Below are 24,527 nucleotides of genomic sequence, written 5' to 3'. Positions count from 1 at the left end.
TCAATGGACGGCGGCAATAAGAAGCCGGTGTCGCGGTCAATCTGGCGGAAGTTGCTCATGCCGGGGGATATCCATCAGCGGGCGATCTGTTGTGCCCACGATTCTGCCATGTCCCCGGCGTCAGGTTAAGTCCGACAGGCTGCTAGTCGAAGCAGACATTATCCGCTGGGATGGAGCCGCAATTCGGGCACACCGCGCTTCCGTTAATGTGCCCGACCCCACGCGGGGGCAGATCGAAGAACTCATACAAAACCGCTTGGTGTCTGGACTGGGACGGGTATTGCAGCGCCACCACCATTGCCCCTACGGTGAATGGCTTTCGGCTATTTCTCCGTTGAGCAGTTCAAACCTACCTCCGCCAGAAATGAATTTTGTGTGGGTGTGGCCAACCCTACCCCCGGCAGCGCCAAGGTGGCCGTTAGCGGTTAGTACTGGCAGGTATTCAGATTCCGGCGCACACCTGTCTCATATGAATGGGTTAGTTGCATGCCAGAACGTTGGACTTGTTGCTGGAGATTTCTATCGACACGCGCTAGAAAATTTCATGCCAGACCGCCTCATTTACAGAAATGGCGGCCTAGCCTTCTTGTACCAGAGCCCGCCCGTGGCACGCATCGCGGCGCGTCACCCACGATCCTGTGAGTTTCCACCTGAGTGGGCCAAGATAGATGCCGTAGCGACAGAACTAGGATTTCTTTTCTGCCGCCAGGATGGACCTGTGGCGTTTTTCGCCGAAAATAAAATTTCAGTCGGTGACGAACACATTCTCCATCATGTCGCGAGGAACAGTGAAAATGCACACACATCTCCGGCACTTTTCATCTTAACACTTCTTACATACCCAGATTCATTTGCACAAAATAGTATTCCGAAAGCATTAATTTCCGATCTTTGGAAGCATACATTGCATGGCAGGCCATCGGCTGTGGTATGGTTCAATGGATACTTGATCACATTCACCTCGGACGGCGAGCGCGCCAAGGTAAAGCACCCCCTCCCCCGCCCCGCCGACCCGAAATGGCGGCTGGACCCGATCGAGCCCGAAGATTGAACCCTCCACCCTCGGGTGTTTCCCGGGTTGTGGTGGCGGGCGAAATCGGGGATCGTTCGTTCCTGCCAGTCCATCACCCCCGGAGCGACCATGCGCCTGTTTGCCGCCCTTGCCGTTGCCCTGACCCTGTCAGTCGCCGCCCACGCCGCCGAGCCGGCCAAGCTGTGGGAGGCCACCGGCTTCCAACTGCCGGAATCCGTGCTGTTCGACGCGGCAAAGAACGTGCTGTACGTCTCGAACATCAATGCCGATCCGGTGGCCAAGGACGGTAACGGCTATATTTCGAAGCTGTCGGTCGAGGGCAAGCTGGTCACCGAGAAATGGGTCACCGGCCTGGACGCCCCCAAGGGCATGGCGCTGGCCAAGGGAAGATTGTATGTCAGCGACATCGACCGCCTGGTGGTCATCGACGTCCAGACCGGCAAGATCACCAAGACCTACAACGCCCCCGGCGCCAAGTTCCTCAACGATATCGCCATCGACGCCGACGGCGCCGTCTATGTCTCGGACATGATGGACAGTGCCATCTGGCGCCTGAAGGGCACCCGATTCGAGAAGTGGCTGGCCGATCCCCAATTGGAAAATCCCAATGGCCTGCGTATCGATAATGGCCGGCTGGTGGTCGCCGCCTGGGGGCCGATGACCGGCGACGGCTTCGCCACCTCGAAGCCCGGCCCGCTGAAGGCGGTCAGCCTGGCTGATCGCATGGTGCGCGACATCTCGCCGCCCATCGGCAACCTGGATGGGCTGGAACCCGACGGCAAGGGCGGCTGGCTGGTCAGCGACTGGATGAAGGGTGGCGTGTTCAGCCTGGACCGCAAGGGCACGCCCACCAAGATCCTGACCCTGTCCCAGGGCTCGGCCGATATCGGTTATGTCCCCGAGCAGAAACTTCTGCTGGTGCCGATGATGCTGGACGGCAAGGTGGTGGCCTACCGCTACTGACGGCCGCCGCCGGTTCTAGACCATCGTGCCAAAAACCGGAACCAGGCCTGCAAGAGACCGTCATTCCCGCGACCGCGGGAATCCAGGAGGGACTCCGCCGTTTTCTCGCATCCCCTGGATGCCCGCTTGCGCGGGCATGACGGCAAAGTGCAATAAAGTGGTTCAGATTTCAGGCATGACGCTCTAAACCATGCCGGCCTTGGCTCGGGGGTCATAGCCGGCGCGCGCGCCCCATTTTTCCACCAGCTTGACGAAATCGGCATCGGATTCCGGCAGCACCACCTTCAAGGTGACCAACTGATCGCCGGTGGCGTGGCCGCTGGCGATGCCCTTGCCCTTCAGGCGCAGCACCGTGCCGGTGTTCGATCCGGGCGGCACCGTCACCGTGACCTTGCCGTGCACGGTCGGCACCGTGACCTTGCCGCCCAGCACCGCTTCCTGCACGCTGACCGGCAGGTCCAGCAAGATGTCGCGGTCGCGGCGGACGAAGAAGGGGTGCGGCTCGACCGCGATATCGACGAAGGCGTCGCCGGCCTCGCCGCCCAGCAGGCCGGGATGGCCCTGCCCCTTCAGGCGCAGAACCTGACCATCGGTGGTGCCGGCCGGAACCCGCACGTCCAGGGCCTTGCCCGAGACCAAAGTGATGCGCCGGGTGGCCCCGACCGCCGCCTCGACGAAGGATACCGACAGCGGGTGGCGGGCCTCGGCGCCGCGGCCGGGATGGGGGCCGTCCTCGGCTCGCTGGGCCCGTGCCTTGCGGCGCATCATCTCGGCCAGGATGTCATCGACGCTGCCGCCGCCGAACGGGTTATAACCGCGCGCCCGCTGGCCGCCCGCCCCGGACGAGCGCCACGAGCGGCGCTTCTCGGCGCCGGTGGCATCGATCTCGCCGGCATCGAAACGCCGGCGCTTTTCCGGGTCGGACAGGAAGTCATAGGCGGCGCTGATGATCTTGAAGCGTTCTTCCGCCTTGGCGTCGCCGGGATTGAGGTCGGGATGCAGTTCGCGCGCCAGCTGGCGATAGACTTTCTTGATGTCGTCGTCGCTGGCGTCGCGGGCGACGCCCAGTACCAGATAAGGGTCCTTCACCGGGTCATCCTTGCACGAAAGGGGCGCATGCCCCTGTTGTGCCAGAAAAAACCGGCCAGGGCTACTTCACCACCTTCCAAGAGCCGTCGGGCTGGCGACACGCGGTGCCATAGGCGTTTTCGTTCCTGCCGTCGATGGTGACGCTGGTCTGGAACTCGCGGCAGTAATTGCCGTTCTGGTCGGCCCCTTCGCGGGTCGGGGTGACGGTGCCGGAATGGCCGGAATCAGGGTTGCTCCAGGCGATCTGCTGGCCGATGGGCGCGGTCTGGGCGCGGCTTTCCGCCTGGCGGGCCGCCTGCTGATCGGCCTTGTCCAGCGATTTGCCGACCTCGGAACCGACGAAGGCGCCCAGCAAGGTGCCCAACGCCGTCGCCGCCAGACGGCCGGTGCCGCCGCCGAACTGAGCACCGGCGATGGCGCCGCCGACACCGCCCAGGATGGTGCCGCCGGTCTGCTTGGTGCCGGCATCGTTCGAGCAGGCGGCAAGCGCCAGGGAAAGGACCAGGGCAAAGGCAATCTTCTTCATGGCAGGCTCTTGGGGATCGGGTGGATGACCAGAATGCGACTGTGTCATGGAATTGGGGCTTTTTATGGGCGCGTGCGCAAGCTAGAAATGACGGCCACGCCCCGTTCACCACCAGGCCAGCCATGACCGCCGCCGAAGCCGATCCTTTCTCGCTGTTCGCCAAGTGGATGCACGAGGCCGAGCAATCCGAGCCCAACGACCCCAACGCCATGTGCCTGGCCACCGTCGATGCCCGGGGCCAGCCCAGCGCCCGTATGGTGCTGCTGAAGGATTGGGACCCGGCCGGGTTCGTCTTCTACACCAACCTGGAAAGCCGCAAGGCCGGCGATATCGGCGCCAACGCCCGCGCCGCCCTGCTGTTTCACTGGAAAAGCCTGAAGCGGCAGATCCGGATCGAAGGAACGGTTGGGCCGGTCACCGATTTCGAGGCCGACGAATATTTCGCCTCGCGCCATCGCACCAGCCAGATCGGCGCCTGGGCGTCGGCGCAGTCACGGCCGATGGAAGGCCGCTTCGAACTGGAAAAGCGGGTGGCCGAGTACGGCCTGAAGTTCGGCCTTGGCGCCGTTCCGCGCCCGCCGCACTGGTCGGGATTCAGGGTGGCCCCCGAACGCATCGAGTTCTGGCAAGACCGCCCCTTCCGCCTGCACGATCGCTTCGCTTACACCTGGATCGACCAGGACCAATGGTCCCTGGTCCATCTGTTTCCGTGAAGGGGGCACCATGAACAGCGAGAACGCCCGGCTGATGCGCTCGGCCACCTATGCGTCGGTGGCGGTGGCCTCGGCCTTGATCGTCACCAAGCTGACCGCCTGGGCGCTGACCGGCTCGGTGGCGTTGCTGTCGACCCTGATCGATTCGGCGCTGGACGCCGCCGCGTCGCTGGTCAATCTGTGGGCGGTGCGCCATGCCCTGACCCCGGCCGACCGCGACCATCGCTTCGGCCACGGCAAGGCCGAGCCGCTGGCCGGCCTGGGCCAGGCGGCCTTCATCTTCGGCTCGTCGGCGCTGCTGCTGGTGGAAGCCGTCGATCGCTTCGCCCATCCGGTCGCGGTCACCCGCGGCGAGGTCGGCATGGGTGTCATGGCCTTCTCGATCGTGCTGACCCTGGCGTTGGTCCGCTATCAGAAATACGTCGTCGCGCGCACCGCGTCGGTGGCGATCTCGGCCGATTCCTTGCACTATGCCGGCGATGTGCTGATCAACGGCTCGGTCATCGTGTCGCTGGGATTGGGCATGGCGTTCGGCTGGACCATGGTCGATCCGATCTTCGCCATCGGCATCTCGGCCTATCTGATGTGGAACGCCTGGCAGATCGTCACCGGCTCGCTGGACATGCTGATGGACCGCGAGATGGCCGCCGACGACCGCACCCGGATCAAGGAAATCGTGCGCGCCCATCCCGACGTGTTGGGCCTGCACGATCTGCGGACCCGGCTGTCGGGCCAGCAGGGCTTCATCCAGATTCATCTGGAATTGGACGCGCAAATGCCGCTGCATCGCGCCCACGCCATCGCCGACCAGGTGGAAGCCGCCATCTTAGAGGCCTTTCCCAATGCCGAGGTGATCATTCACCAAGATCCCGCCGGCATCCAGGAAACGCATCCCGATTTCACCGCGACCACGCCCGCCCCCTAACCGCCGACCGCGAAGGCCTCTACAGCCTGGCCTTCGCACCAGCGGCGCCACATCTCGCCATAGGCCTCTTCCAGGTTGGCGGTGAACCGCCCGATGTCGAAAAGCGGATGGGATAGCCGGTTCTCGGCCAGTTGCCGGCGGATGTCGGCCAGCAGGTCCGGGCGGGCGGCCAAGGTCTTGGCCTGATCCTCGTATTCGTCGAGCGAGGCGGTAACGAGCCGCGGCAGGCCGATGGCGTGCAGCAGGCTGGTCGCCACCCGGCCGGCGAAGGCCTCTCCCCTGCAGGTCAGCACCGGCAAACCCGCCCACAAGGCGTCGGACGCCGTCGTATGCGCATTGCAGGGAAGAGTATCAAGAAACAGATCGGCCAGCCGATGACGGGCCAGATGCTGGTCCAGCGGCAGCCTGGGCGCGAAGACCCGGCGCTCTGGCGCGATGTCGCAGGATTGGGCTTCCCGGACCAGATTGGCCGTCGCGGTGGGGGTGCTTTCAAGCAGCCACAATACGCTGCCCGGTGTCGCCCGAAGGATGTTCATCCAGCGGAGAAACACCGGGCGCGACAGCTTATAGCTTTGATTGAAGCAACAATAGACGAAGCCGTCCGACGGCAGACCACAGGCCTGTCGCCCCGGGTCTTCCGGCGCGATGGCCCGGCGGCTGTCGTTCGGCTGGTAGCAATCGGGAAGCTGAACGATCTTTTCGCTGTAATAGGGTTGGTGCACCATCGGCGTGACCCATCGGTCACCGATGATGTAGTCGGCGATGCCGCCCCCATGGTGCCGGGATAACCAAGATAGTTGACCTGCACCGGCGCCGGCCGGAACGCCAGGATTCCCGGCCGGGCATGCTGCGTGTAGCCCTTGAGGTCCACCAGGATGTCGATCTTGAAATCGTGGATCACCCGGGCGGCCTGACGGGGCGACGCCGCCCGAATATCGATGAAGCTGTCAAAGGCGCGCGTCAGTCGCTTGCGCATAAGGCTGCCGTCGTCGGGACCATAGGAAAAGGCATGGGTCTCGAACCGCGCGCGGTCATGGCGCTCGAACAGCTCCGCCATCAGGAAGGCGGTGGCATGACGATGCAGGTCGGCCGACAGATATCCGATTCGAATCTTGTCCTTGGCGGCGGTCGGGGGGCGGTGGACGAAGACGGCCTTCTGACGGTATTGCCGGCCCCACCGTTCGGCGCACAGGCGGATGTCTTGCAGGCTGGCCTGGGTGGCGACAAGTCCGAAGGGCGAAATGCCGAGATCCGCGTCGCGGGCCAGGGCGAGCACCGCGGCCTCCTGCTCCCCGTCATCGCTCCAGTCGCAGGCATGGCGCATCAGGTGCGCCCATCGCCCCCGAGCAAGCGTGAACGACGGCTCGGCGGCCACCGCCCGGGCATAGCAAGCGAGCGCCTCGTCGAGATTGCCGGCGTCGGACAGCGCATTTCCCAGATTGTACAGTGCCTGGGTGTGATGCGGCGCCAGTTCCACGGCGCGGCGCAGATGGACGATCGCCTCTTCGGTTCTCGCCTGGTCCTGCAAGGCGGCGCCAAGATTGTTCAAGACGCCGATATCGTCGGGATCGATCTCCAAGGCCCGGCGATAGCAGGAAACCGCCTCGGCGAGCCGGCCCTGCGCCTTCAGCGCCAGGCCAAGATTGCCGTGGGCCGAGCGATGGTCGGGGGCCAGCTTGAGAACATGCTGGTAATGGGCGATGGCGTCGGCAGTCTTGCCTTGGGCGGCCAGGATGACCGCAAGGTTATTGTAGGCGGCGGGCTGGTCCGGGCAGAGCGCGATGGCTTGGCGATAGGCCGCCGCCGCCTCGTCGAGCCGTCCCTGGCTTTTGAGGGCGATACCGCGATTGAAGGCGGCGCTGAACGGGTCGGCCGAAAGCTCGGCCGGTTGTCTGGGATGCGGCCGATCCATCGGTCCCTGCCCGTACCGAAACGATAGACGTTCGGCGACTATAACCAAACAGGGTGCGTATCGCACCCTTGTCTGCGCCTGAAGGTCCCACCCAGTCGCTTGGTTCCCAAGCGCCTGGATAAGGCGGGCCACCAACCTGTTGAAGTGTTGGAACAAATCTGACGTCTGCGTCGGACGCAAAGGTCAGATTTTTCCACTACGGCTTCGGCAGCACCGGACCCAGGGCCTTGGCCAGTTCGTGGACCTGCTTCCTGACTTCGGGATCGACGATGCGGTAATAGGCCCGCACCAGTTCCAGGGTCTCGCGCTGGGCCATCAAGGCCTCGGCCGCGTCGGGCGGGTCAACGGTGGCGCGGACCATATGGCGCGGGCTGGCGGCCATGGTCTGTTCGTCCATCTCTTCGTAGAAGAAGGTCACCGGCACATCCAGCACCCGGGCCAGGTCGAAAAGCCTGGACGCGCTGATGCGATTGGCGCCGCGTTCGTATTTCTGCACCTGCTGGAAGGTCAGCCCCAACGCTTCGCCCAGATGTTCCTGACTCATCCCCAGAAGAGTCCGACGCAGGCGGACCCGAGAGCCCACGTGAACATCGATCGGGTTCGGTTTTCCCGACGGCGTGCGGCCCCGACTAGCACGACGAGACACGCCCCCCGTCGACTTTCCAATCCCTGTCTTCGTCATCAATCGTCACCCCACAGACGAATGAACCGATGCCGACATCAAAATAACTGTCGGCGAAACGTCAAACAAACCACTAAAGGTAGCTGCCGAACATTGCCACCCTGGTGATTTACGCGGGACTGTAGCCGTTTTTTTTTGGAAGGAACAGGGGGAAAGTCGTACAAAAAATGCACCTTGCGAATACAATCAATACGGGTTGCTACGCAAACGCAAAGCGCCCCTGAGGGTTCTCCTCAGGAGCGCTTGTGCTGAACTACCCGCGCGGATGAATTAGCCGGCGATTTCGCACTGCGAGAAGAAGAAGGCGATCTCGATCTTGGCGTTTTCCAGCGAGTCCGAACCATGCACCGAATTGGCTTCGACCGATTCGGCGAAGTCGGCGCGGATGGTGCCGGGGGCGGCGTTGGCCGGGTTGGTGGCGCCCATGATTTCGCGGTTCTTGGCGACGGCGCCCTCGCCTTCCAGGACCTGCACCACCACCGGACCCGAGACCATGAAGGCCACCAGTTCGGGGAAGAACGAGCGCTCGGCGTGGACGGCGTAGAAGCCCTCGGCCTGCTCCTTGGTCAGGCGGACGCGCTTCTGGGCGACGATGCGCAGGCCGGCTTCCTCGAAGCGGGCGTTGATCTTGCCGGTCAGGTTGCGACGGGTGGCGTCCGGCTTGATGATGGACAGGGTACGTTCGGTAGCCATGAGATCAAATCCTTTGCGGCGGTTGTGCGCGCCCCCACATGGTCGCGCAAGAGCCTTCCGCACGGCCGACGTCCGGAAGGAGCGCGCGTTATACAGCCAACGCCCGATAAGGGCAAGGTGCTACGCACTGGTGCGCTTTTCCAAAGCGGCGCACTGGTGCGCTTTTCCAAAGCGGCGCACTGGTGCGCTTCCTGCCGGGATGGTATGAAGCGGACCCATGCTGCATATCAACGATCTGACCTTCCGCTATGGCGGCCGCGCCCTGTTCGAACAGGCGACGGTGCATGTCCCGGCTGGCGCCCGCGTCGGACTGGTCGGACGCAACGGCGCCGGCAAGTCGACCTTGTTCAAACTGATCTTGGACGAGTTGCACGCCGATGGCGGCGACATCCGTATCCGGCCGCGCGTCCGCGTCGGCCGGGTGGCCCAGGAAGCGCCCGAGGGCGACACCAGCCTGCTCGATTGCGTGCTGGCCGCAGATCACGAGCGCGCGACCTTGCTGGCCGAGGCCGACAATTGCGCTGACGCCCATCAATTGGCGGAAATCCACGAGCGGCTGAACGCCATCGACGCCCATTCGGCCCCATCCCGGGCGGCGACCATCCTATCGGGCCTGGGTTTCGACGCCGACGCCCAGGCTCGCCCGGTATCGTCCTTCTCGGGCGGGTGGCGCATGCGCGTCGCCCTGGCCGCCGTCCTGTTCGTCCGACCCGAGTTGATGCTGCTGGACGAGCCCACCAACCACCTGGACCTGGAAGCCACCTTGTGGCTGCAGACCTATCTGGCCAGCTATCCCGGCACCTTGGTGGTCATCAGCCATGACCGCGAATTGCTGAACGAGGTGTGCTCGCGCATCGTCCATATCGACCAGGGCCGTTTGGTGTCCTATGGCGGTAATTACGACGATTTCGAACGGACGCGGCGCGAAAAGATGGAGCTGGCGGCCAAGGCCCAGGTCAAGCAGTTGGAGCAACGCCGCAAGATCCAGTCCTTCATCGACCGCTTCCGCGCCAAGGCGACCAAGGCCCGCCAGGCGCAAAGCCGCATCAAGATGCTGGAACGGATGGAGCCGGTGGTGGCCGTGGTCGAGGACCGCTCGATGGTGTTCGACTTCCCCGATCCCGAGCCTTTGTCGCCGCCGATCCTGGCCATCGATTCCGGCGTGGCCGGCTATGACGGCAAGGCGGTGCTGCGCGGGCTGGACATCCGCATCGACATGGACGACCGCATCGCCCTGTTGGGCGCCAACGGCAACGGCAAGTCGACCCTGGCCAAGATCCTGTCGGGCCGGCTGGGACTGATGGAAGGGCGGCTGCAGCGCCCGCCCAAATTGAAGATCGGCTATTTCGCCCAGCACCAGACAGAAGAGCTGCGGGCCGGCCAGACCGCCTTCGACCACATGGCCGCCCTGATGAAGGACGCGCCCGAATCGAAGGTGCGCGCCCAGTTGGGCCGCTTCGGCTTCGAGCAGGAGCGCGCCGACGTCAAGATCGAGAACCTGTCGGGCGGCGAGAAGGCCCGGCTGCTGTTCGCCCTGATGAGCCGCGACGCCCCCCACCTGATGATCCTGGACGAACCGACCAACCATCTCGACATCGATTCGCGCCAGGCCTTGGTGTCGGCGCTCAACGCCTATGACGGCGCGGTGGTGCTGGTCAGCCACGACCCCCATCTGGTCGAGTTGGTGGCCGACCGCCTGTGGCTGGTGGCGAACGGCCGGGTCCAGGCCTTCGACGGCGATCTGGCCGATTACCGCCGCTTCCTGGCCGACCAGGCCCGCGAGGCCCGGCGCGGCGGGGCCGAGCCGAAGCCCGCCGCCGCCAGCCGCAAGGATGAACGGCGCGCCGCCGCCGAGGTCAGGGCCCAGCTGGCCCCGCTCAGGAAGCAGGTCGCCGACGTCGAAAAGCGGCTGGAACGCCTGGCCAAGGCCAAGACCGAGGTCGAGACCAAGCTGGCCGACCCGGCGCTTTATTCCGGCCCCGGCGAGAAAGTCGCCAAGCTGCAAAAGGAATTGGGCGAAATCGCCCGCTCGGTCGAGGACGACGAGGCCCGCTGGCTCGACCTGCACGAGCAACTGGAAGCAGCCCAGGCCGATTTGTGATCTTTCCAATTTGCAGCCCCCGAGCTTGGGGGTACCCTTTCAGGGACCAAGGCGACAGCCAGGAAGGCCGATCTTGACCGATAGCGTTGCCTCGACCGTCAGTCTCAATCCGCGCCATCGAATCCGGCATCTGCTGGCCGGGCTGGCGGGGTTGCTGGTGGCGGCCGAGATCATCGGGATGTCCAGCCTGCGCGAGGAAGCGATCTGGGAGGCCGAACAGAAGGCCAGCGCCGCCACCCGTCTGCTGGAAGCGCACATGCTGCGCACCTTCCAGGCGTCGGAATACATCCTGTCGCAGGTCACCGACATCGGCCGCAGCCGGGCGATGGCCGAACTGGCCAAGGACGAAGCCGCCTGGATCCGCCTGAACGAAATCAGGCAGGCCTTGCCCGAACCGGGAACCTTGTGGATCACCGACGCCGCCGGCAACGTGGTCCTGGGCACGCCTTATTTCCCCTGGCCAGCCAGCGATGTCGCCGACCGCTATTACTATTTCGCCCACCTGCAAGGACGGCAGGATATGGTCATCGGGCCGATGGTGCGGGTGAAATCGCGCGAGGTGTTCGCCTTTCACGTCAGCAAACGCATCGACGACCGCACCGGTTCGATGATCGGCGTCGCAGCGATCGGATACGACGCCCCCACCTTCACCAATTTCTATGAAAACCTGGAACTTGGCGCCGATTCGAACCTGACCGTGTCGGGGATGGACGGCCGTCTCATTCTGCGCCAGCCGGACGGCGGCCGCTATGTCGGCACGCAGGTCAAGGACGGTCCGGTCGGCAAGGCGGTCGCGGCCGGCAATACCGAGGGGGTGTTGCGGGTGGTCTCGCCGCTTGACGGCATCGAACGGATCCGCGCCTTCAAGGTGATGCCGCGCTACGGCGTGGTGGTCGGTGCCGGCATCGCCATCGACGACGCCCTGGAATTGTGGTGGGAGGTGCTGTGGGGCAGCCTGGCCGGCATCACCGCCCTGATGGGCGTGCTGGTATGGGCCGCCCGCTACGTCTTCGAATCGCTCGATCGCGAGGAAGGCCTGATCGCCGGCCTTGACGCCAGGCTGCGCCTGCGCACCGAGGAGGCCGAGGCCCGCGCCCGTGAGGCGCGCGAGGCCAACGAAAGCAAGACCCGCTTCCTGGCGGCGGCCAGCCATGATTTGCGCCAGCCGCTGCAGGCCGCCGGCATGTTCGCCGAGGCGCTGGCGGCGCGGCTGGAAGATACGCCCCACATGGGGGTGATCGACAAGCTGCGCCAAAGCCTGGACGCCACCCAATTGTTGCTGAGCACGCTTCTGGACGTCTCGACCCTGGAAGCCGGCCATGTCGATGCCCAGCCGACCACCTTCCCGCTGGCGCCCTTCATCTCGAACCTGGCCGACCAGTTGGAAATGGAGGCTCAGGCCCGCAAGCTGGATTTCAAGGTGGTGCTGCCCGACGCCTGGATCGTCAGCGATCCGGTCCTGCTGGAACGGGTGGTGCGCAATCTGTTGGTCAACGCGATGCGCTACACCAAGTCGGGCGGCGTGCTGCTGGGCTGCCGGCGGCGCGGCGACCATCTGGCCATCTGCGTGATCGACACCGGTCCCGGCATCCCGGCCGACAAGATCGACGCCATCTTCGAGGACTTCACCCGCCTGGGCGACAAGGGGCGCGGCCAGGATCGCGGCCTGGGACTGGGCCTGTCGGTGGTGCGCCGCACCGCCCAATTGCTGGGCCACCCTATCGAGGTCAAATCCCGCGTAGGCAAGGGATCGTGCTTCGCCATCGTCGTTCCGCTGGCGGCGGGATAAGGATCTTCCAAAGGAAAAGGGAGCGGAACCATCCGCCCCCTTTTTTGTCTCAGCCGACCTTCGGAAGTGCGCCCAGCGCGGCTTCCAACTCGTCGGCGGCGAAATCGGGGTCGCGCAGCTTGCCCGAGAAGAAGTCGGTATAGGCCTGCATGTCGAAATGGCCGTGGCCCGACAGGTTGAACAAGATGGTGCGGCCCTTGCCCTCGGCCTTGCAGGCCAGGGCCTCGTCGATGGCGCCCTTGACGGCATGCGACGATTCCGGGGCCGGCACGATGCCCTCGGCGCGGGCGAACTGCACGGCGGCGGCGAAGCATTCGGTCTGGGCATAGGACTTGGCGTCGCACAGGCCCAGTTCCTTGACGTGGCTGACCATCGGCGCCATGCCGTGATAGCGAAGCCCGCCCGAATGCGAGCCCGGCGGCATGAAGGTCGAGCCCAGGGTGTGCATCTTGACCAGCGGGGTCAGATGGCCGGTATCGCCGAAATCATAGGCGTAACGGCCCCGGGTCAGGGTCGGGCACGAGGCCGGCTCGACGGCGACGATACGGACCTTGGCCCCCTTCAGGTTCTCGCGGATATAGGGGAAGGCCAGGCCGGCGAAGTTCGAGCCGCCGCCGGTGCAGGCGATCACCACGTCGGGGCTGTCGCCGGCCATCTCCATCTGTACCATGGCTTCCTCGCCGATCACCGTCTGATGCAGGCAGACATGGTTCAAGACGCTGCCCAGGGCGTATTTGGTGTCGTCGCAGCCGGCGGCAACCTCGACCGCCTCGGAAATGGCGATGCCCAACGAGCCGTTGGAGTCCGGCGACTTCTCCAGCACGGCGCGGCCGGCATTGGTCAGCGGCGACGGGCTGGCGATGCAGCGAGCGCCATAGGTCTCCATCAAGGCGCGGCGATAGGGCTTCTGGTTATACGAGATCTTGACCATGAAGACCTCGACCTCCAGGCCGAACAGCGAGCCGGCGAAGGCCAGCGAACTGCCCCACTGGCCGGCCCCGGTCTCGGTCGACAGCCGCTTGACCCCTTCTTGCTTGTTGTAGAAGGCCTGCGGCACGGCGGTGTTGGGCTTGTGGCTGCCGGCGGGCGATACGCCTTCATACTTGAAATAGATGCGGGCCGGGGTGTCCAACGCCTTTTCCAGCCGCCTGGCCCGCACCAGCGGGCTGGGACGCCACAGGCGATAGACCTCGCGCACCGGCTCGGGGATATCGACCCAGCGCTCGGTGGTCATTTCCTGGGCGATCACCGCCATCGGGAAGATCGGGGCCAGATCGTCCGGCCCCAGCGGCTGGCCGGTACCGGGATGCAAGGGCGGCGGCAACGGCACCGGCAGGTCGGCGGCCAGATTGTACCAGGCCTTGGGCATCTGATCCTCGGCCAGGAGATACTTCACGGAATCGGTCATTCTTGGCAGTCCTTCAAGGTGTGGCGCCCTTGTTCAGGCTTACGAACGTTTGTAACGCCGATGGGCATCCAGGCCAAGCCCGAGGCGGGCGACGGTAAAGATGATCTGCACCGTGATTTTTCCCCTTGCCAGCCCCTCGGGATCGCACTATAAAGCCGGCCTCTTCCGCCGGTACCGAGTGCCAGTGTGGCATCTGGGAAGGGTGGCCGGTTCCAACTGGAATCGGATGCGAAGAAGAAATCGAGATCGGGCGCTTAGCTCAGTTGGTAGAGCAGCTGACTCTTAATCAGCGGGCCGTAGGTTCGAATCCTACAGCGCCCACCAATCTCCGGCCCCCGGCGCGAAAGCGACCGGGGGCTTCTTCTTTTTGGCCTGTCGAATGAATGGCGCGACATCGCCCGACGAACAGCGAGGATCAGGATGGATAGCGAACTGAAGTGCCCGAAATGCGGGTCGGAGCACGTCTACCAGGACGGCAGCCTGTGGATGTGCCCGGAATGCGCCCATGAATGGGACCCCCAGGCGGCGGGCGAGACGGCCGACGACGCGGTCAAGGATGCCAACGGCAACCTTCTGGCCGACGGCGATTCGGTCACCGTCATCAAGGATTTGAAGGTCAAGGGCTCGTCGCTGGTGGTCAAGGGCGGCACCAAGGTCAAGAACATCCGCCTGGTTGATGCCACCGACGGCCACAACATCGCCTGCAAGATCGACGGCATCGGCGCCATGAACCTGAAGTCGGAATTCGTCAAGAAGGCGTAGCCCAGCCTCGTTGGGGGAACACGAAAGACATGATGACCGATTCCGGCGCGTTCCTGCTTTTGGCGCTGACCATCATTGCCGCCCCCTATGCGATCTGGCGGCTGCCGCTGGTCCAGCGGCTGGTGCCGTTGGCGGTGATTCAGATCGGAACCGGCATCGTGCTGGGCCCCAGCCTGCTGGGTGTGGTCCCGCCCGACCTGACCCCGGCCTTGTCGGGCGTCGGCCTGCTGGCGGTGACCTTGTTCGCCTTCCTGACCGGGGTGCATTTCGATCCCGCCGACCTGAAGGGCCAGGGGCGCTGCTTCGTCGCGGTCAGCCTGTCCTCGGCAATCCTTCCGGCCCTGCTGGGGGCGGCGGTCGGCTGGTGGGCGTTCGACGCCGTTCCCGGGCTTGCCGGGCCGCAAGCGGGGCGGCCGATCTTTGCCGCCGCCATCGCCGCAGCCATTGCCGTCACCGCCTTGCCGGTGCTGGCCGCCATCATGAAGGAAACCGGCCTGGACGGCACCCGAATCGGCCGTCTGGCCCTGGGCGCTGCGGTGGTCAACGACCTGCTGCTGTGGGTGATGGTGGCGATGCTGCTGGCCGGCCTGCGCCAGGATGGCCGCCCGCTGACCGGTCTTGCCGTGCTGGTCGGCGGCCTGGTCTGGCTGTCCTTCATGGTGTGGGGGGTGAAGCCGGCGGTGCTGAAGCTGCTGCACCGGTCGTGGGGCGAGAGCGGGCCGCGCGACACCGCCCTGGTGCTGGTGGCCGGGCTGCTGTTCGGCTCGGCGGCACTGTCGGAAGCCCTTGGCCTGCATGCGGTGATCGGCGGCTTCGTCGCCGGCGCCATTCTGCCCCGCCGGGTCGCCGCCGCCATCGTCACCCGCTTCGAGCCGTTCGCCGCGCTGGTCCTGATGCCGTTCTTCTTCGTCGCCGCCGGCCTGAAGGTCGATCTGGGGGGGCTGGGCGCCGGGCTGGGTCTGTTCCTGGTCCTGGTCACGGCGGCGGCCAGCCTGGGCAAGATTGTTGGCGCCGCCCTGCCCGCCCGTTGTGCCGGTCTGCCGTCGGCCGACGCGGTGTGCCTGGGCGCCTTGATGCAATGCAAGGGCTTGATGGAAGTGGTGGTGCTGACCATCCTGACCGAGGCCGGCATCCTGGCGCCGGCCGCCTTCACCGCCATGGTGGTGATGGCGCTGCTGACCACGGCGGCGACCAAGCCGCTGGTCGGACTGATCACAAAAATGGCCGGGTCGAGCCCGGCCATTCCCCAGAAGGATTAATCAACCACCTGGGCGGGGTCGGGATCCTCGGCCCAGTCGCGATCCGGACGCGGCGTGCGTTCCAGCCAGCTTTCCAGGGTCTCGACGTGTTCGGCTTCCTCTTCGGCGAACTCGGCGCCCAGGCGACGGACCTCGGGGTCGGTCGCTTCCTTGGCCGAGTTGTTATAGAACTCCCAGCCGCGCCGTTCGTTGGCCAGGGCGAATTGCAGCGCATGGAACGGGGTCATCAGATAATGGGTGCCCTGGAAGTCGCCGACTTCCGGCGGCTCGGGGGCATTCCAGCGATATTCCCATGATTTCAGCTTCGGCAACGGCCCGAACTCGGCGGCGCGAGCGGTGACCTGAGCGGCATGCATCCGCGAGAATTCGGCCATCTGGCGGAACATCGTCGCGACTTCGGGATTGTTGTGGACGTCCATGACGTCGGCGAGTTCGTCATAGCGTTCGCCGGCCTCGGTTTCCAGGGCGACGGCATGGGCCAGGAACAGGGCAACCTTGCTGGTCATTGGGCCTCCTATTGTTCTTGAGCGGCCACCCGGGCGGGGTGGCCTTCCCCTATCCGCCGAGTGTGCACCCTTGGGCAGGGGGCGGAAAGTGAAAAACCCGGTTATCGAGACATTCACCCCAATGTCCTACAATTGGCATGGCTATTGGTCGGTACAAGGTCGGTTCCGGCTTTTCTTGACCGGCTCATACTCCTGGATTAAGCAGCGGGGATGGAAAACGAATCGCCCAGCCCGCTGGAAGCGGCCATCGTCGGCTATTTCCGCGCCCCCGACCCGCTTCACCTGATCGCCTTGTTCGCCGCCGAGCCGGTCACCTCGCGCTGGCGGGCGCAGACCGTTCTGACCCTGCCGGTCTTCCTGTCCCACCTGATGGACCAGGCCCCCGAGGCGGCCGACCAGCTGATCGACGCGGTCAAGGGCGGCGACCCGGTCAAGGTCGAGGTGGTGGCCCAGGCCATCAACTATTCGCACCACCCGCGCCGCCATCTTTTGATGGAACGGCTGGCCGGCGAGGCGGCGGCCGGCAGCATGGATCTGGCCGGCGCCGACTTCACCTTGCTGGCGCCGACCCATCCGGTCCATGTCGACATGCTGTGGGCGGCGTTCTTCGCCACCGGCCAGACCGGGTATGTCGAGCGGATCGCTGGCCTGCTGGCCGGCTGGATGCTGCAGCCCGAGTTGCAGGCCCTGCTGGCGGTGGCCGGCCGCGACCCTTCGGTGCAGGAACGGGCGCTGGCCGGCATCCTGGCCGATTCCGCCCTGTGGAGCCTGACGGTCAACGGCCGCGACGTCCCGGAAGTGCGCCAGGTCCTGGAAGGGATCGCCGCCCGGCAGGACGGCCTGACCGGGGCGATGGCCGCGCGAATCCTGGCCGGGATCAGCCAGGCCGGGATCAGCTAGGCCGGGATCAGCTAGGCTAGCTTGGGCACGGAAAGCTGACGACGAACACCGACCCGACGCCGTCCGCCCCCGGTTCGACAATGATGGTTCCGCGATGGTGCTCGACGATCTTGCGGCACACCGCCAAGCCGATACCTGTGCCCTCGACCCCGTCACCTTGATGCAGGCGCTGGAAAATGCCGAACACCCGCTCGGCGGCATCGGCGGGGATGCCGATGCCGTTGTCGGCGACCCGCACCACCACCTGGTCTTCGGTTTCAACGGCGGTCACCGCGACCCGGCAAGGGCGGCTGGGATCACGATATTTGACGGCGTTGCCGATCAGGTTCTGGAACAGGCGCAGAAGTTCGACCTCGTCGCCGTGAATGGCTGGGGCACGGTCGGGCAGCGTCAGGTCGGTGCCGGTCTCGGCCACGTCAAGGGCCAGGTTGCCGGCCGCGTCACGGATCGGATCGGTCAGGTCGACCAGGGCGAACGCCCGCTCGGCCCGGCCGACGCGGGAATATTCCAACAGGTCGAGGATCAGCCGGTCCATCCGCTTGGCGCCGGCACAGGCGAAATTCAGGAAGCTTCTGGCATCGTCGGGCAACTGGTCGCCATAACGCCGTTCCAGCAAGGTGGTGTAGCTGGAGATCTGGCGGAGCGGCTGTCGCAAATCGTGGCTGGCGACATAAGCGAACTGTTCCAGCTCGGCGTTCGAGCGGGCCAGGTCCTGGGCCTGCTTTTGCAAGGCGATCTGCGCCTGGGCCAGGTCGCGCTGCTGGCGCAGACGGGCGGTGACGTCCTCGCAGGCCCACACCGTGGTCGGCGGCTCCGAGCGGATCTGGCGGGCGGTCATCGCGACGCGGATATCGGTTCCGTCCTGCCGGCGCAGCGTGACGATGTCGCTGAAGACCTGCCCGGCCGCCAAGGCGCCATAGGCGCGCACCCCCAGATCGACAAAAATTTCCTCGGTGGGATAGATCATCCGGGTCGAGTGGCCCAACAGGTCGCGCCGGGTAAAGCCGGTCATCTGCACGAAGGCTTCGTTGACCGATTCGAAGCGGCGGTCCAGCGTGACGATGGCCAGACCGATCGGAATGCCTTCCTGAATGGCTTCCAACCGCCTCGCATCCAAGTCGATCTGATGGGTCAGCTCGGCCTGCCGGCGACGGACCTGGATTTCCGCCTCCAGCCGTTCGTTGGCCAGCCGGGTCATGCGGGTGCGCAGACCCAGGAACGCCACGGCCCAGGCGAGGACGGTCGATAGCGCGACCATGGCGCCGCTTTGGCGTTCGGCCCGCGCGATTTCGCCCCGGTCCAACTTGACCAGCAGGAACCAGTTCGAATCGGGGACATCGCGCAAGTAGGCGACCACCCGAGCTCCCTTGTAATCGACCCCCTCGACGATGCCGCGCACGCCGCGCGCCGCCATCGCCGCCGGCAATTCCGGCTCGGACAGCGGGCGGATAATGACGTTCTCGGATCCATCCGGGGTGCCGCGGGGATCGACGATCACCACCTTGTCGTCGACCCGCTGGCCCAGAACCACCTCCATCCCATGGTCCAGCAGGGGCAAGCCGCGGACCACGAACCCGATCATCCGCGCCGGGTCGATGCTGATGGACAGCGCCGCCACCGCCGGCCCATTGGCCACTGTCTGCAAGGGCACGCCCAGGTCGATATCCAATTCGAGACGGCCGTCCTCCTCCTCGACATGCAATTCCGAGGTCACCGGGACCCGTGTGGCGACGGCCTTAAGGCCGACATCCACCTGGCTGGGCTCGATCTCTTCGGATTCGCGTCCGACATCCAGGACGCGGCGGCCGTCGGGGGCCAGCAGGATGACGCTGCGATAGGGATAGGCCTCGATCAGGCTGCGCAGACGTTCGCGCAGGAACACCCCCAGGCGGTCGTCGCCATCGGCCAGATAGGTCTCGACCTTCTCGGCCAGCAGGCGGTCCTTGGACAGGACCAGGGCGTCGCCCCTGCGTTCATCCAGCCAGACGGCGAAGTGACCGGCCAGTGCGTCGGAAATCTGCTCTAGACTATCTTCGGCGTGGCTCCAGGCGCGGTCGGCCAGCACCACGTGCGCCGAGACGGCAGCCGTCAGAAACACCGCTGCCAGCAGGGCGAGGATGCTTTGCGCCGATCGTTCGTTCCGCAACGCTGTCGATCCGGCGTTCAGCCGAAGGCCTTGAATGCGATCAGGGTGAAGGTGTCCTTGACACCCGGCAGCTTCTGGATGGTCTCGACCACGAAGGCGCCGATGTCCTGGCCGGCATCCAAAAAGCATTTCAGCATCAGGTCGTACTGACCGGAAATGGAATGCACTTCGGACACCCGCTCGATGTCGACGGCTTCGTCAGCCACCGCATAGGCCTGGCCCAATTCGCACTTCACCATGACGAAAATGGTCTGCATGCCCACCTTCCCTTAACCCCGGCAAGCCCCAATGTCGTGCTTTAGGGGAGGGAAAGCAAGGATGAAGTCAGGACTTGACCGTCACCGTCCGCAGCATGAAATCGGGCATGTGATCGCCAAAGCCGACGGCGTCATCGCGATGGGTCATTTCGCCGATTCCCATCGAATCGAAGCGCTCGCGGCGGCCGCCACGGTCACCGCGTTCGCGGCCCTTGCGGTCCTTTCCGCGTCCGCGGTCCTCACGGGGGGCGCGGTCCTCACGGGGGGCGCGGTCCTCACGGGGGGCACGCGCCTCACGGGGGGCACGATCCTCACGGGGGGGCTTGGGCTCACGGGGGGTACGCTCTTCGCGCGGGGGCTTGGCCTCGGCGGGGGCGGCCTCATCTGCCGGAGCCTCCTCGGTCCGGTCGCGACCGCGACCACGCGCCGGACGCTCGCCCGAGGACTTGGCCGCCGGCTTGCCGCCACGGCCGCGCCGCTTCGGTTCCATGTCCAGCGCCAGGGCCGGCACGCCTTCGACGGCGATGCGCGGGATTTCGGTGCCGATCAGTTTCTCGATGCTGGCGACGAAACGGCCGTCATCGGGGGTGGCGATGGTATAAGCGCGGCCGGTCTGGCCGGCACGGCCGGTGCGGCCGATGCGGTGGACATAGTCTTCCGAATGGATCGGCACGTCGAAATTGAAGACGTGGCTGACCGCCTTGATGTCGATGCCACGCGCCGCGACGTCGGAACAGACCAACAGCCTGGCCTCGCCCGACTTGAACTTGCCCAGCGCTTCCATGCGGGCCGGCTGGGCCATGTCGCCATGCAGCTGGACCACGTCGAAATGGTGGCGCTTCAGCGACTTGAACAGCACATCGACGTCGCGCTTGCGGTTACAGAAGATGAAGGCGTTCTTGACGTCCTCGACCCGGATGATGTGGCGCAGCGTCTCGCGCTTGTCGATTTCCTCGACCACCGCCAGGAACTGCTCGATGGTGGTCGCCGCCGACGACGGGGCCGCCACGGTGATTTCCTTCGGGTTCATCAGGAAGGCGTCGGCCAGCTTGCGGATTTCCGGGCCCAGCGTGGCCGAGAAGAACAAGGTCTGGCGGATTTTCGGCAACAGGCCGACAATGCGTTCGACATCGGGGATGAAACCCATGTCCAGCATGCGGTCGGCTTCGTCGATCACCAGGATCTTGACGTCGGTCAGCAGGATGCGCCCGCGCTCGAACATGTCGAGCAGGCGCCCCGGCGTGGCGATCAGCACATCGACGCCGCGATCGAGCAGAGAAATCTGGTCGCTCATCGACTCGCCGCCGATGATCAGCGCCTTGGTCAGCTTGTGGTTCTTGCCGTATTTGTCGAAATTTTCCGCCACCTGGGCGGCCAACTCGCGGGTCGGGGCCAGGATCAGCGAGCGCGGCATGCGCGCCTTGGCCCGGCCGGCGGCCAGGATCTCGATCATCGGCAGGGTGAAGCCGGCGGTCTTGCCGGTGCCGGTCTGGGCGCAGCCCAGCACGTCGCGGCCCATCAGGACCACCGGAATGGCCTGGGCCTGGATGGGGGTCGGTTCGGTGTAGCCGGCCGCTTCGACGGCGTGCAACAGCTCGGGGCTCAAGCCCAGGTCAGAGAAGCTCATGGGGTGTGGCTGGCCGTCCGTGCGGCAAGTATATGCGATATCGTCATCTGCGGCGCGATAATAGGGGTTCAGGACGTTCTGTCAACGTTATTGGCCCGAAAGCGTGCGGTAAGGTAGATTGAAGCCTCGTTCCCGGAGAATCGCCATGCTGATGGATGCCGCCGCCTCGTCCCTTCTGATCGTCGATGTCCAACAGAATCTGGGGCCGGTGATGGCCGATCCGCGCGCGGTCTATCGCGGCTGCTCGCTGCTGTTGCGGGGCGCGACCCGCCTGGACATCCCGGTCACGGTATCCGAGCAGTACCCCAAGGGCCTGGGCCCGACCATGGGCGAGCTGCTGGAATTGACGCCCGCCAACTCGGTGGTCGAGAAGATTCATTTTTCCTGCGCCGCCGAACCGGCGATCAAGGACCGCCTGGACGGATTTAACCGCAAGCAGGTGGTGGTCGCCGGCATCGAGGCCCATGTGTGCGTGCTGCAGACGGCGATCGGCTTCCACCAGGCCGGCTATCAGGTCTTCGTGGTGGCCGATGCCTGCTCGTCGCGGCTGGCCGCCAACCACCAGGCGGCGATGGCCCGCATGGCGGCGGGCGGATTGTCGATCGTCACCGTCGAGATGGTTCTGTTCGAATGGCTGCACCGCGCCGCGACGCCCGAGTTCAAGGATTTGTCGCGGCTGATCAAATAGGGGGAACCGGCATGAGCACCCTGATCCTGATTCCCGGCCTGTTGAACGATCACCGCCTGTGGACCCATCAGGCCCGGGGCCTGGCGGACCAGGCCAAGGTCCTGGTCATGACCCAGACCGAGGACGATTCCTTCGCGGCGATGGCCGCCCGGGTGCTGGCGGCGGCGCCGGCCACCTTCGCCCTGGCCGGGCTGTCGATGGGCGGCTATGTGGCGATGGAGATCATGCGCCGCGCCCCCCAGCGGGTCGAGCGCCTGGCCCTGTTGGACACCACCGCCCGGCCCGACACCCCGGAACAAAGCCAACGCCGCCTGGACGCCATCGCCATCGCCCAGGCCGGCGGCTTCGACAAGATCATGCCAACCATGCTGCCGCTGTTGGTCCATCCCGACCATCTGGGCCTCGAGCGAATCGGCGGCCTGGCTAAGGACATGGCCCGCGCCATCGGCCCCGAATCCTTCGTGCGCCAGCAAAACGCCATCCGCCACCGGCCGGATTCGCGCCCGTCGCTGTCGCAGGTGCGCTGCCCGACCCTGGTGGTGGTGGGCGCCGACGATTCCCTGACGCCGCCGGACCGCGCCCAGGAAATGGCCGGCCTGATCCCGGGGGCGAAGCTGGTGACCATCGAGGATTGCGGCCATCTGTCGGCCATCGAGCAGCCGCAGGCGGTCACCGCGCTTTTGTCCTATTGGCTGCAGGACTGACCGCCATGCCCGACGCGCGGATCACCGCGATCGTCGCCGACATCACCCGCCTGGCGGTCGATGCCATCGTCAACGCCGCCAATTCGTCGCTGCTGGGCGGCGGCGGCGTCGATGGCGCCATCCACCGCGCCGCCGGCCCCGAGCTTTTGGCCGAATGCCGCACCCTGAGCGGCTGCCCCACCGGCGAGGCCAAGGCGACCAAAGGATACCGGCTGCCGGCCGCCTGGGTGATCCACGCCGTAGGCCCGGTCTGGCATGGCGGCGGCCAAGGCGAGCCGGCGGCGCTGGCCGCCTGCTACCGCAACAGCCTGGCCGTGGCCCGCACCATCGGCGCCCGCACATTGGCCTTTCCGGCCATCTCGACCGGCATCTTCGCCTTCCCCAAGGACCTGGCCGCCGAAATCGCCGTGGCCGAGATCGACCGGGTACTGCAGGGCGATCCGTGGTTCCAGTCCGTCATCTTGTGCTGCTTCGACGACGTCACCCTGGCCATCTACCGCCGCGTGCTGGGGCAGGCATGATCACCGACGCCGCCATCCAGGCCGCCCGCGCCGTCATGGCCGGCATCGTCGTGCGCACCCCGCTGGTCGAGGCCGCCGCCCTGTCGGAGCTGACCGGCGCCCGCGTGCTGCTGAAGCTGGAAAATCTGCAAGCGACCGGCTCGTTTAAGGCGCGCGGCGCCCTGGTCCGCCTGAACGCGCTGACCGATCCCCAGCGCCGGACAGGCGTGGTGGCGATGAGCGCCGGCAACCACGCGCAAGGGGTGGCCTGGCACGCGCGGCGCTTAGGGATTCCCGCCACCATCGTCATGCCCGAGGGCACGCCCTTCACCAAGACGCTGCGCACCGAGGCGCTGGGGGCCACCGTGCTGCTGTCGGGCGCCACTCTGGCCGAGGCCCAGGCCACGGCGGAACAACTGGCCACCGAGCGCGGCCTGACCCTGATCCATCCCTATGACGACCAGCATGTCATCGCCGGCCAGGGCAGCATCGGCGCCGAGATGCTGGAAGATTGCGCCGATCTCGACACCCTGATCGTCCCGGTCGGCGGCGGCGGCCTGCTGGCCGGCATCGCCGTGGCGGCCCGCGCCCGCAAACCCGGCATCACCTTGATCGGGGTCCAGGCCCAGGGCTTCGCGCCGCTGGCCCGGCCGCCCTCGGTCGGCAGCGGCCGCGCCCAGACCCTGGCCGAGGGCATCGCCGTCAAGCATCCCGGCCAGTTGACCCGGCCGATCATCGAAAGCATGGTCGACGACGTGGTGGCGGTCGGCGAGGCGGCACTGGAGCAGGCGGTCGAAGTGATGGTCGAGACCGAAAAGCAGGTGGTCGAAGGGGCGGCGGCCGCGCCGTTGGCGGCGCTGCTGAGCGCGCCGGAGCGTTTCCAGGGCCGCACCGTCGGGCTGGTGGTGTCGGGCGGCAATATCGACAACCGCACCCTGTCGTCGCTGTTGATGCGCGGGCTGGTCCGCGCCGGCCGGCTGGCCCGCCTGCGCATCGAGATTTCCGACGCCCCCGGCACATTGGCCCAGGTCTCGGCCCTGATCGGCGCCCATGGCGGCAACATCCTGGAAGTGCACCATCAGCGCCTGTTCCAGGACATTCCGGTCAAATATGCCGAGCTGGACGTGGCGGTGGAAACCACCGACACCCATCACCTGGAAACCATGATCGCTGTCCTGGGCGCCGCCGGCTTCCCGACCCGGCTGCTGGGCAGCCTGGCCGGGCAGGAATGAGAAAGGGGGCCGAAGCCCCCTTTCCCCTACTTCTTATACCAACCGGCCAATGAATTGATGGGGTGGACGGCCCCTGCTCACCGGCGTCGCAATGCGCCAAGATGGTGGTTGT

Annotated in this window: 24 protein-coding genes and 1 tRNA gene; 14 read left to right on the top strand and 11 right to left on the bottom strand. The window is 65.8% G+C overall.

Features of this window, described 5'->3' with window-relative positions; all coding sequences use genetic code 11:
- Window positions 1-718 precede the first annotated feature (718 nt).
- Together A6A05_RS20945 and A6A05_RS14355 are read left to right on the top strand one after the other, a co-directional pair.
- Window positions 719-1,051 (top strand): hypothetical protein, encoded by a 333-nt coding sequence (locus tag A6A05_RS20945; protein ID WP_156521070.1) that lies wholly within the window; start codon window positions 719-721, stop codon window positions 1,049-1,051.
- Window positions 1,052-1,141: 90 nt separating this feature from the next.
- The gene (locus A6A05_RS14355) at window positions 1,142-1,996 is read left to right on the top strand and encodes an SMP-30/gluconolactonase/LRE family protein (protein WP_068502625.1); all 855 of its coding nucleotides are present in this window, start codon (window positions 1,142-1,144) and stop codon (window positions 1,994-1,996) included.
- Window positions 1,997-2,179: 183 nt separating this feature from the next.
- Here A6A05_RS14355 and A6A05_RS14350 read toward each other — a convergent pair whose 3' ends face one another.
- Both A6A05_RS14350 and A6A05_RS14345 read right to left on the bottom strand, forming a co-directional pair.
- The gene (locus tag A6A05_RS14350; RefSeq protein WP_068502622.1) at window positions 2,180-3,085 is read right to left on the bottom strand and encodes a DnaJ C-terminal domain-containing protein; all 906 of its coding nucleotides are present in this window, start codon (window positions 3,083-3,085) and stop codon (window positions 2,180-2,182) included.
- A gap of 61 nt (window positions 3,086-3,146) precedes the next feature.
- The gene (locus A6A05_RS14345) at window positions 3,147-3,611 is read right to left on the bottom strand and encodes an RT0821/Lpp0805 family surface protein (RefSeq protein WP_068502618.1); all 465 of its coding nucleotides are present in this window, start codon (window positions 3,609-3,611) and stop codon (window positions 3,147-3,149) included.
- 122 nt (window positions 3,612-3,733) lie between these two features.
- Between A6A05_RS14345 and pdxH the strand changes: the two genes are divergently transcribed.
- Window positions 3,734-4,324, top strand: coding sequence for a pyridoxamine 5'-phosphate oxidase (pdxH, locus tag A6A05_RS14340; protein ID WP_068502615.1), 591 nt, complete (start codon window positions 3,734-3,736; stop codon window positions 4,322-4,324).
- A gap of 10 nt (window positions 4,325-4,334) precedes the next feature.
- Window positions 4,335-5,249 (top strand): cation diffusion facilitator family transporter, encoded by a 915-nt coding sequence (locus tag A6A05_RS14335; protein WP_156521069.1) that lies wholly within the window; start codon window positions 4,335-4,337, stop codon window positions 5,247-5,249.
- Here the strand turns inward: A6A05_RS14335 and A6A05_RS14330 are convergent.
- From A6A05_RS14330 to ndk, 4 genes are all read right to left on the bottom strand, one after another.
- Entirely contained in the window at window positions 5,246-5,860 is a 615-nt protein-coding gene (locus A6A05_RS14330) for an O-linked N-acetylglucosamine transferase family protein (protein WP_245644305.1), read from the bottom strand. The two genes, A6A05_RS14335 and A6A05_RS14330, sit on opposite strands and share 4 nt — an antisense overlap.
- Window positions 5,782-7,161, bottom strand: coding sequence for a tetratricopeptide repeat protein (locus A6A05_RS14325; RefSeq protein WP_068502609.1), 1,380 nt, complete (start codon window positions 7,159-7,161; stop codon window positions 5,782-5,784). The genes A6A05_RS14330 and A6A05_RS14325 overlap by 79 nt, the downstream gene beginning before the upstream one ends.
- A gap of 196 nt (window positions 7,162-7,357) precedes the next feature.
- Window positions 7,358-7,843 (bottom strand): helix-turn-helix domain-containing protein, encoded by a 486-nt coding sequence (locus A6A05_RS14320; RefSeq protein WP_156521068.1) that lies wholly within the window; start codon window positions 7,841-7,843, stop codon window positions 7,358-7,360.
- Window positions 7,844-8,113: 270 nt separating this feature from the next.
- The gene (gene ndk, locus A6A05_RS14315; RefSeq protein WP_068502604.1) at window positions 8,114-8,536 is read right to left on the bottom strand and encodes a nucleoside-diphosphate kinase; all 423 of its coding nucleotides are present in this window, start codon (window positions 8,534-8,536) and stop codon (window positions 8,114-8,116) included.
- 217 nt (window positions 8,537-8,753) lie between these two features.
- On the opposite strand from ndk, the gene A6A05_RS14310 reads away from it, so the two are divergent.
- Window positions 8,754-10,637: an ABC-F family ATP-binding cassette domain-containing protein gene (locus A6A05_RS14310; RefSeq protein WP_068502600.1), complete on the top strand. Its 1,884-nt coding sequence runs from the start codon at window positions 8,754-8,756 to the stop codon at window positions 10,635-10,637.
- Between the two features lie 73 nt (window positions 10,638-10,710).
- Complete coding sequence (locus A6A05_RS14305) at window positions 10,711-12,426, top strand: sensor histidine kinase (protein WP_082910983.1); 1,716 nt, start codon at window positions 10,711-10,713, stop codon at window positions 12,424-12,426.
- A 49-nt stretch (window positions 12,427-12,475) separates the two neighbouring features.
- Here A6A05_RS14305 and A6A05_RS14300 read toward each other — a convergent pair whose 3' ends face one another.
- On the bottom strand, window positions 12,476-13,834 hold the full coding sequence (locus tag A6A05_RS14300; RefSeq protein WP_068502597.1) for a TrpB-like pyridoxal phosphate-dependent enzyme: 1,359 nt from the start codon (window positions 13,832-13,834) through the stop codon (window positions 12,476-12,478).
- A 248-nt stretch (window positions 13,835-14,082) separates the two neighbouring features.
- Between A6A05_RS14300 and A6A05_RS14295 the strand changes: the two genes are divergently transcribed.
- From A6A05_RS14295 to A6A05_RS14285, 3 genes are all read left to right on the top strand, one after another.
- A tRNA-Lys gene (locus A6A05_RS14295) sits at window positions 14,083-14,158 on the top strand.
- Between the two features lie 96 nt (window positions 14,159-14,254).
- Window positions 14,255-14,596, top strand: a complete 342-nt coding sequence (locus tag A6A05_RS14290; protein WP_068502594.1) for a zinc ribbon domain-containing protein YjdM — start codon at window positions 14,255-14,257, stop codon at window positions 14,594-14,596.
- A 29-nt stretch (window positions 14,597-14,625) separates the two neighbouring features.
- Entirely contained in the window at window positions 14,626-15,855 is a 1,230-nt protein-coding gene (locus A6A05_RS14285; protein ID WP_245644304.1) for a cation:proton antiporter, read from the top strand.
- Here the strand turns inward: A6A05_RS14285 and A6A05_RS14280 are convergent.
- Window positions 15,852-16,361, bottom strand: a complete 510-nt coding sequence (locus A6A05_RS14280) for a ferritin-like domain-containing protein (RefSeq protein ID WP_068502590.1) — start codon at window positions 16,359-16,361, stop codon at window positions 15,852-15,854. The genes A6A05_RS14285 and A6A05_RS14280 overlap by 4 nt on opposite strands.
- Window positions 16,362-16,571: 210 nt before the next feature.
- Here A6A05_RS14280 and A6A05_RS14275 point away from each other — a divergent pair, with 210 nt between their 5' ends.
- Complete coding sequence (locus A6A05_RS14275; protein WP_068502586.1) at window positions 16,572-17,261, top strand: hypothetical protein; 690 nt, start codon at window positions 16,572-16,574, stop codon at window positions 17,259-17,261.
- Between the two features lie 16 nt (window positions 17,262-17,277).
- On the opposite strand, the gene A6A05_RS14270 is transcribed toward A6A05_RS14275, so the two are convergent.
- From A6A05_RS14270 to A6A05_RS14260, 3 genes are all read right to left on the bottom strand, one after another.
- Window positions 17,278-19,407: a sensor histidine kinase gene (locus A6A05_RS14270; RefSeq protein WP_068502583.1), complete on the bottom strand. Its 2,130-nt coding sequence runs from the start codon at window positions 19,405-19,407 to the stop codon at window positions 17,278-17,280.
- 17 nt (window positions 19,408-19,424) lie between these two features.
- On the bottom strand, window positions 19,425-19,664 hold the full coding sequence (locus A6A05_RS14265; protein WP_068502580.1) for an Lrp/AsnC ligand binding domain-containing protein: 240 nt from the start codon (window positions 19,662-19,664) through the stop codon (window positions 19,425-19,427).
- A gap of 67 nt (window positions 19,665-19,731) precedes the next feature.
- Window positions 19,732-21,291 carry a DEAD/DEAH box helicase gene (locus A6A05_RS14260; protein WP_068502577.1) on the bottom strand — a complete coding sequence of 520 codons (1,560 nt, stop codon included), beginning with the start codon at window positions 21,289-21,291 and terminating at the stop codon, window positions 19,732-19,734.
- Window positions 21,292-21,436: 145 nt separating this feature from the next.
- Here A6A05_RS14260 and A6A05_RS14255 point away from each other — a divergent pair, with 145 nt between their 5' ends.
- From A6A05_RS14255 to A6A05_RS14240, 4 genes are read left to right on the top strand one after another with little or no spacing between them, the layout of a single operon-like run.
- Window positions 21,437-21,979, top strand: coding sequence for a hydrolase (locus A6A05_RS14255; protein WP_068502575.1), 543 nt, complete (start codon window positions 21,437-21,439; stop codon window positions 21,977-21,979).
- Between the two features lie 11 nt (window positions 21,980-21,990).
- Window positions 21,991-22,683, top strand: coding sequence for an alpha/beta fold hydrolase (locus A6A05_RS14250; protein WP_068502571.1), 693 nt, complete (start codon window positions 21,991-21,993; stop codon window positions 22,681-22,683).
- A gap of 5 nt (window positions 22,684-22,688) precedes the next feature.
- Window positions 22,689-23,204: an O-acetyl-ADP-ribose deacetylase gene (locus A6A05_RS14245; RefSeq protein WP_068502568.1), complete on the top strand. Its 516-nt coding sequence runs from the start codon at window positions 22,689-22,691 to the stop codon at window positions 23,202-23,204.
- The gene (locus A6A05_RS14240; protein ID WP_068502565.1) at window positions 23,201-24,415 is read left to right on the top strand and encodes a threonine ammonia-lyase; all 1,215 of its coding nucleotides are present in this window, start codon (window positions 23,201-23,203) and stop codon (window positions 24,413-24,415) included. Before A6A05_RS14245 ends, A6A05_RS14240 begins: the two co-directional genes overlap by 4 nt.
- Window positions 24,416-24,527: the final 112 nt, after the last annotated feature.

It is taken from the genome of Magnetospirillum moscoviense (assembly GCF_001650635.1).
GTDB classification, from domain to species: domain Bacteria; phylum Pseudomonadota; class Alphaproteobacteria; order Rhodospirillales; family Magnetospirillaceae; genus Magnetospirillum; species Magnetospirillum moscoviense.
This window is presented reverse-complemented; position numbering and strand designations above follow the sequence as displayed.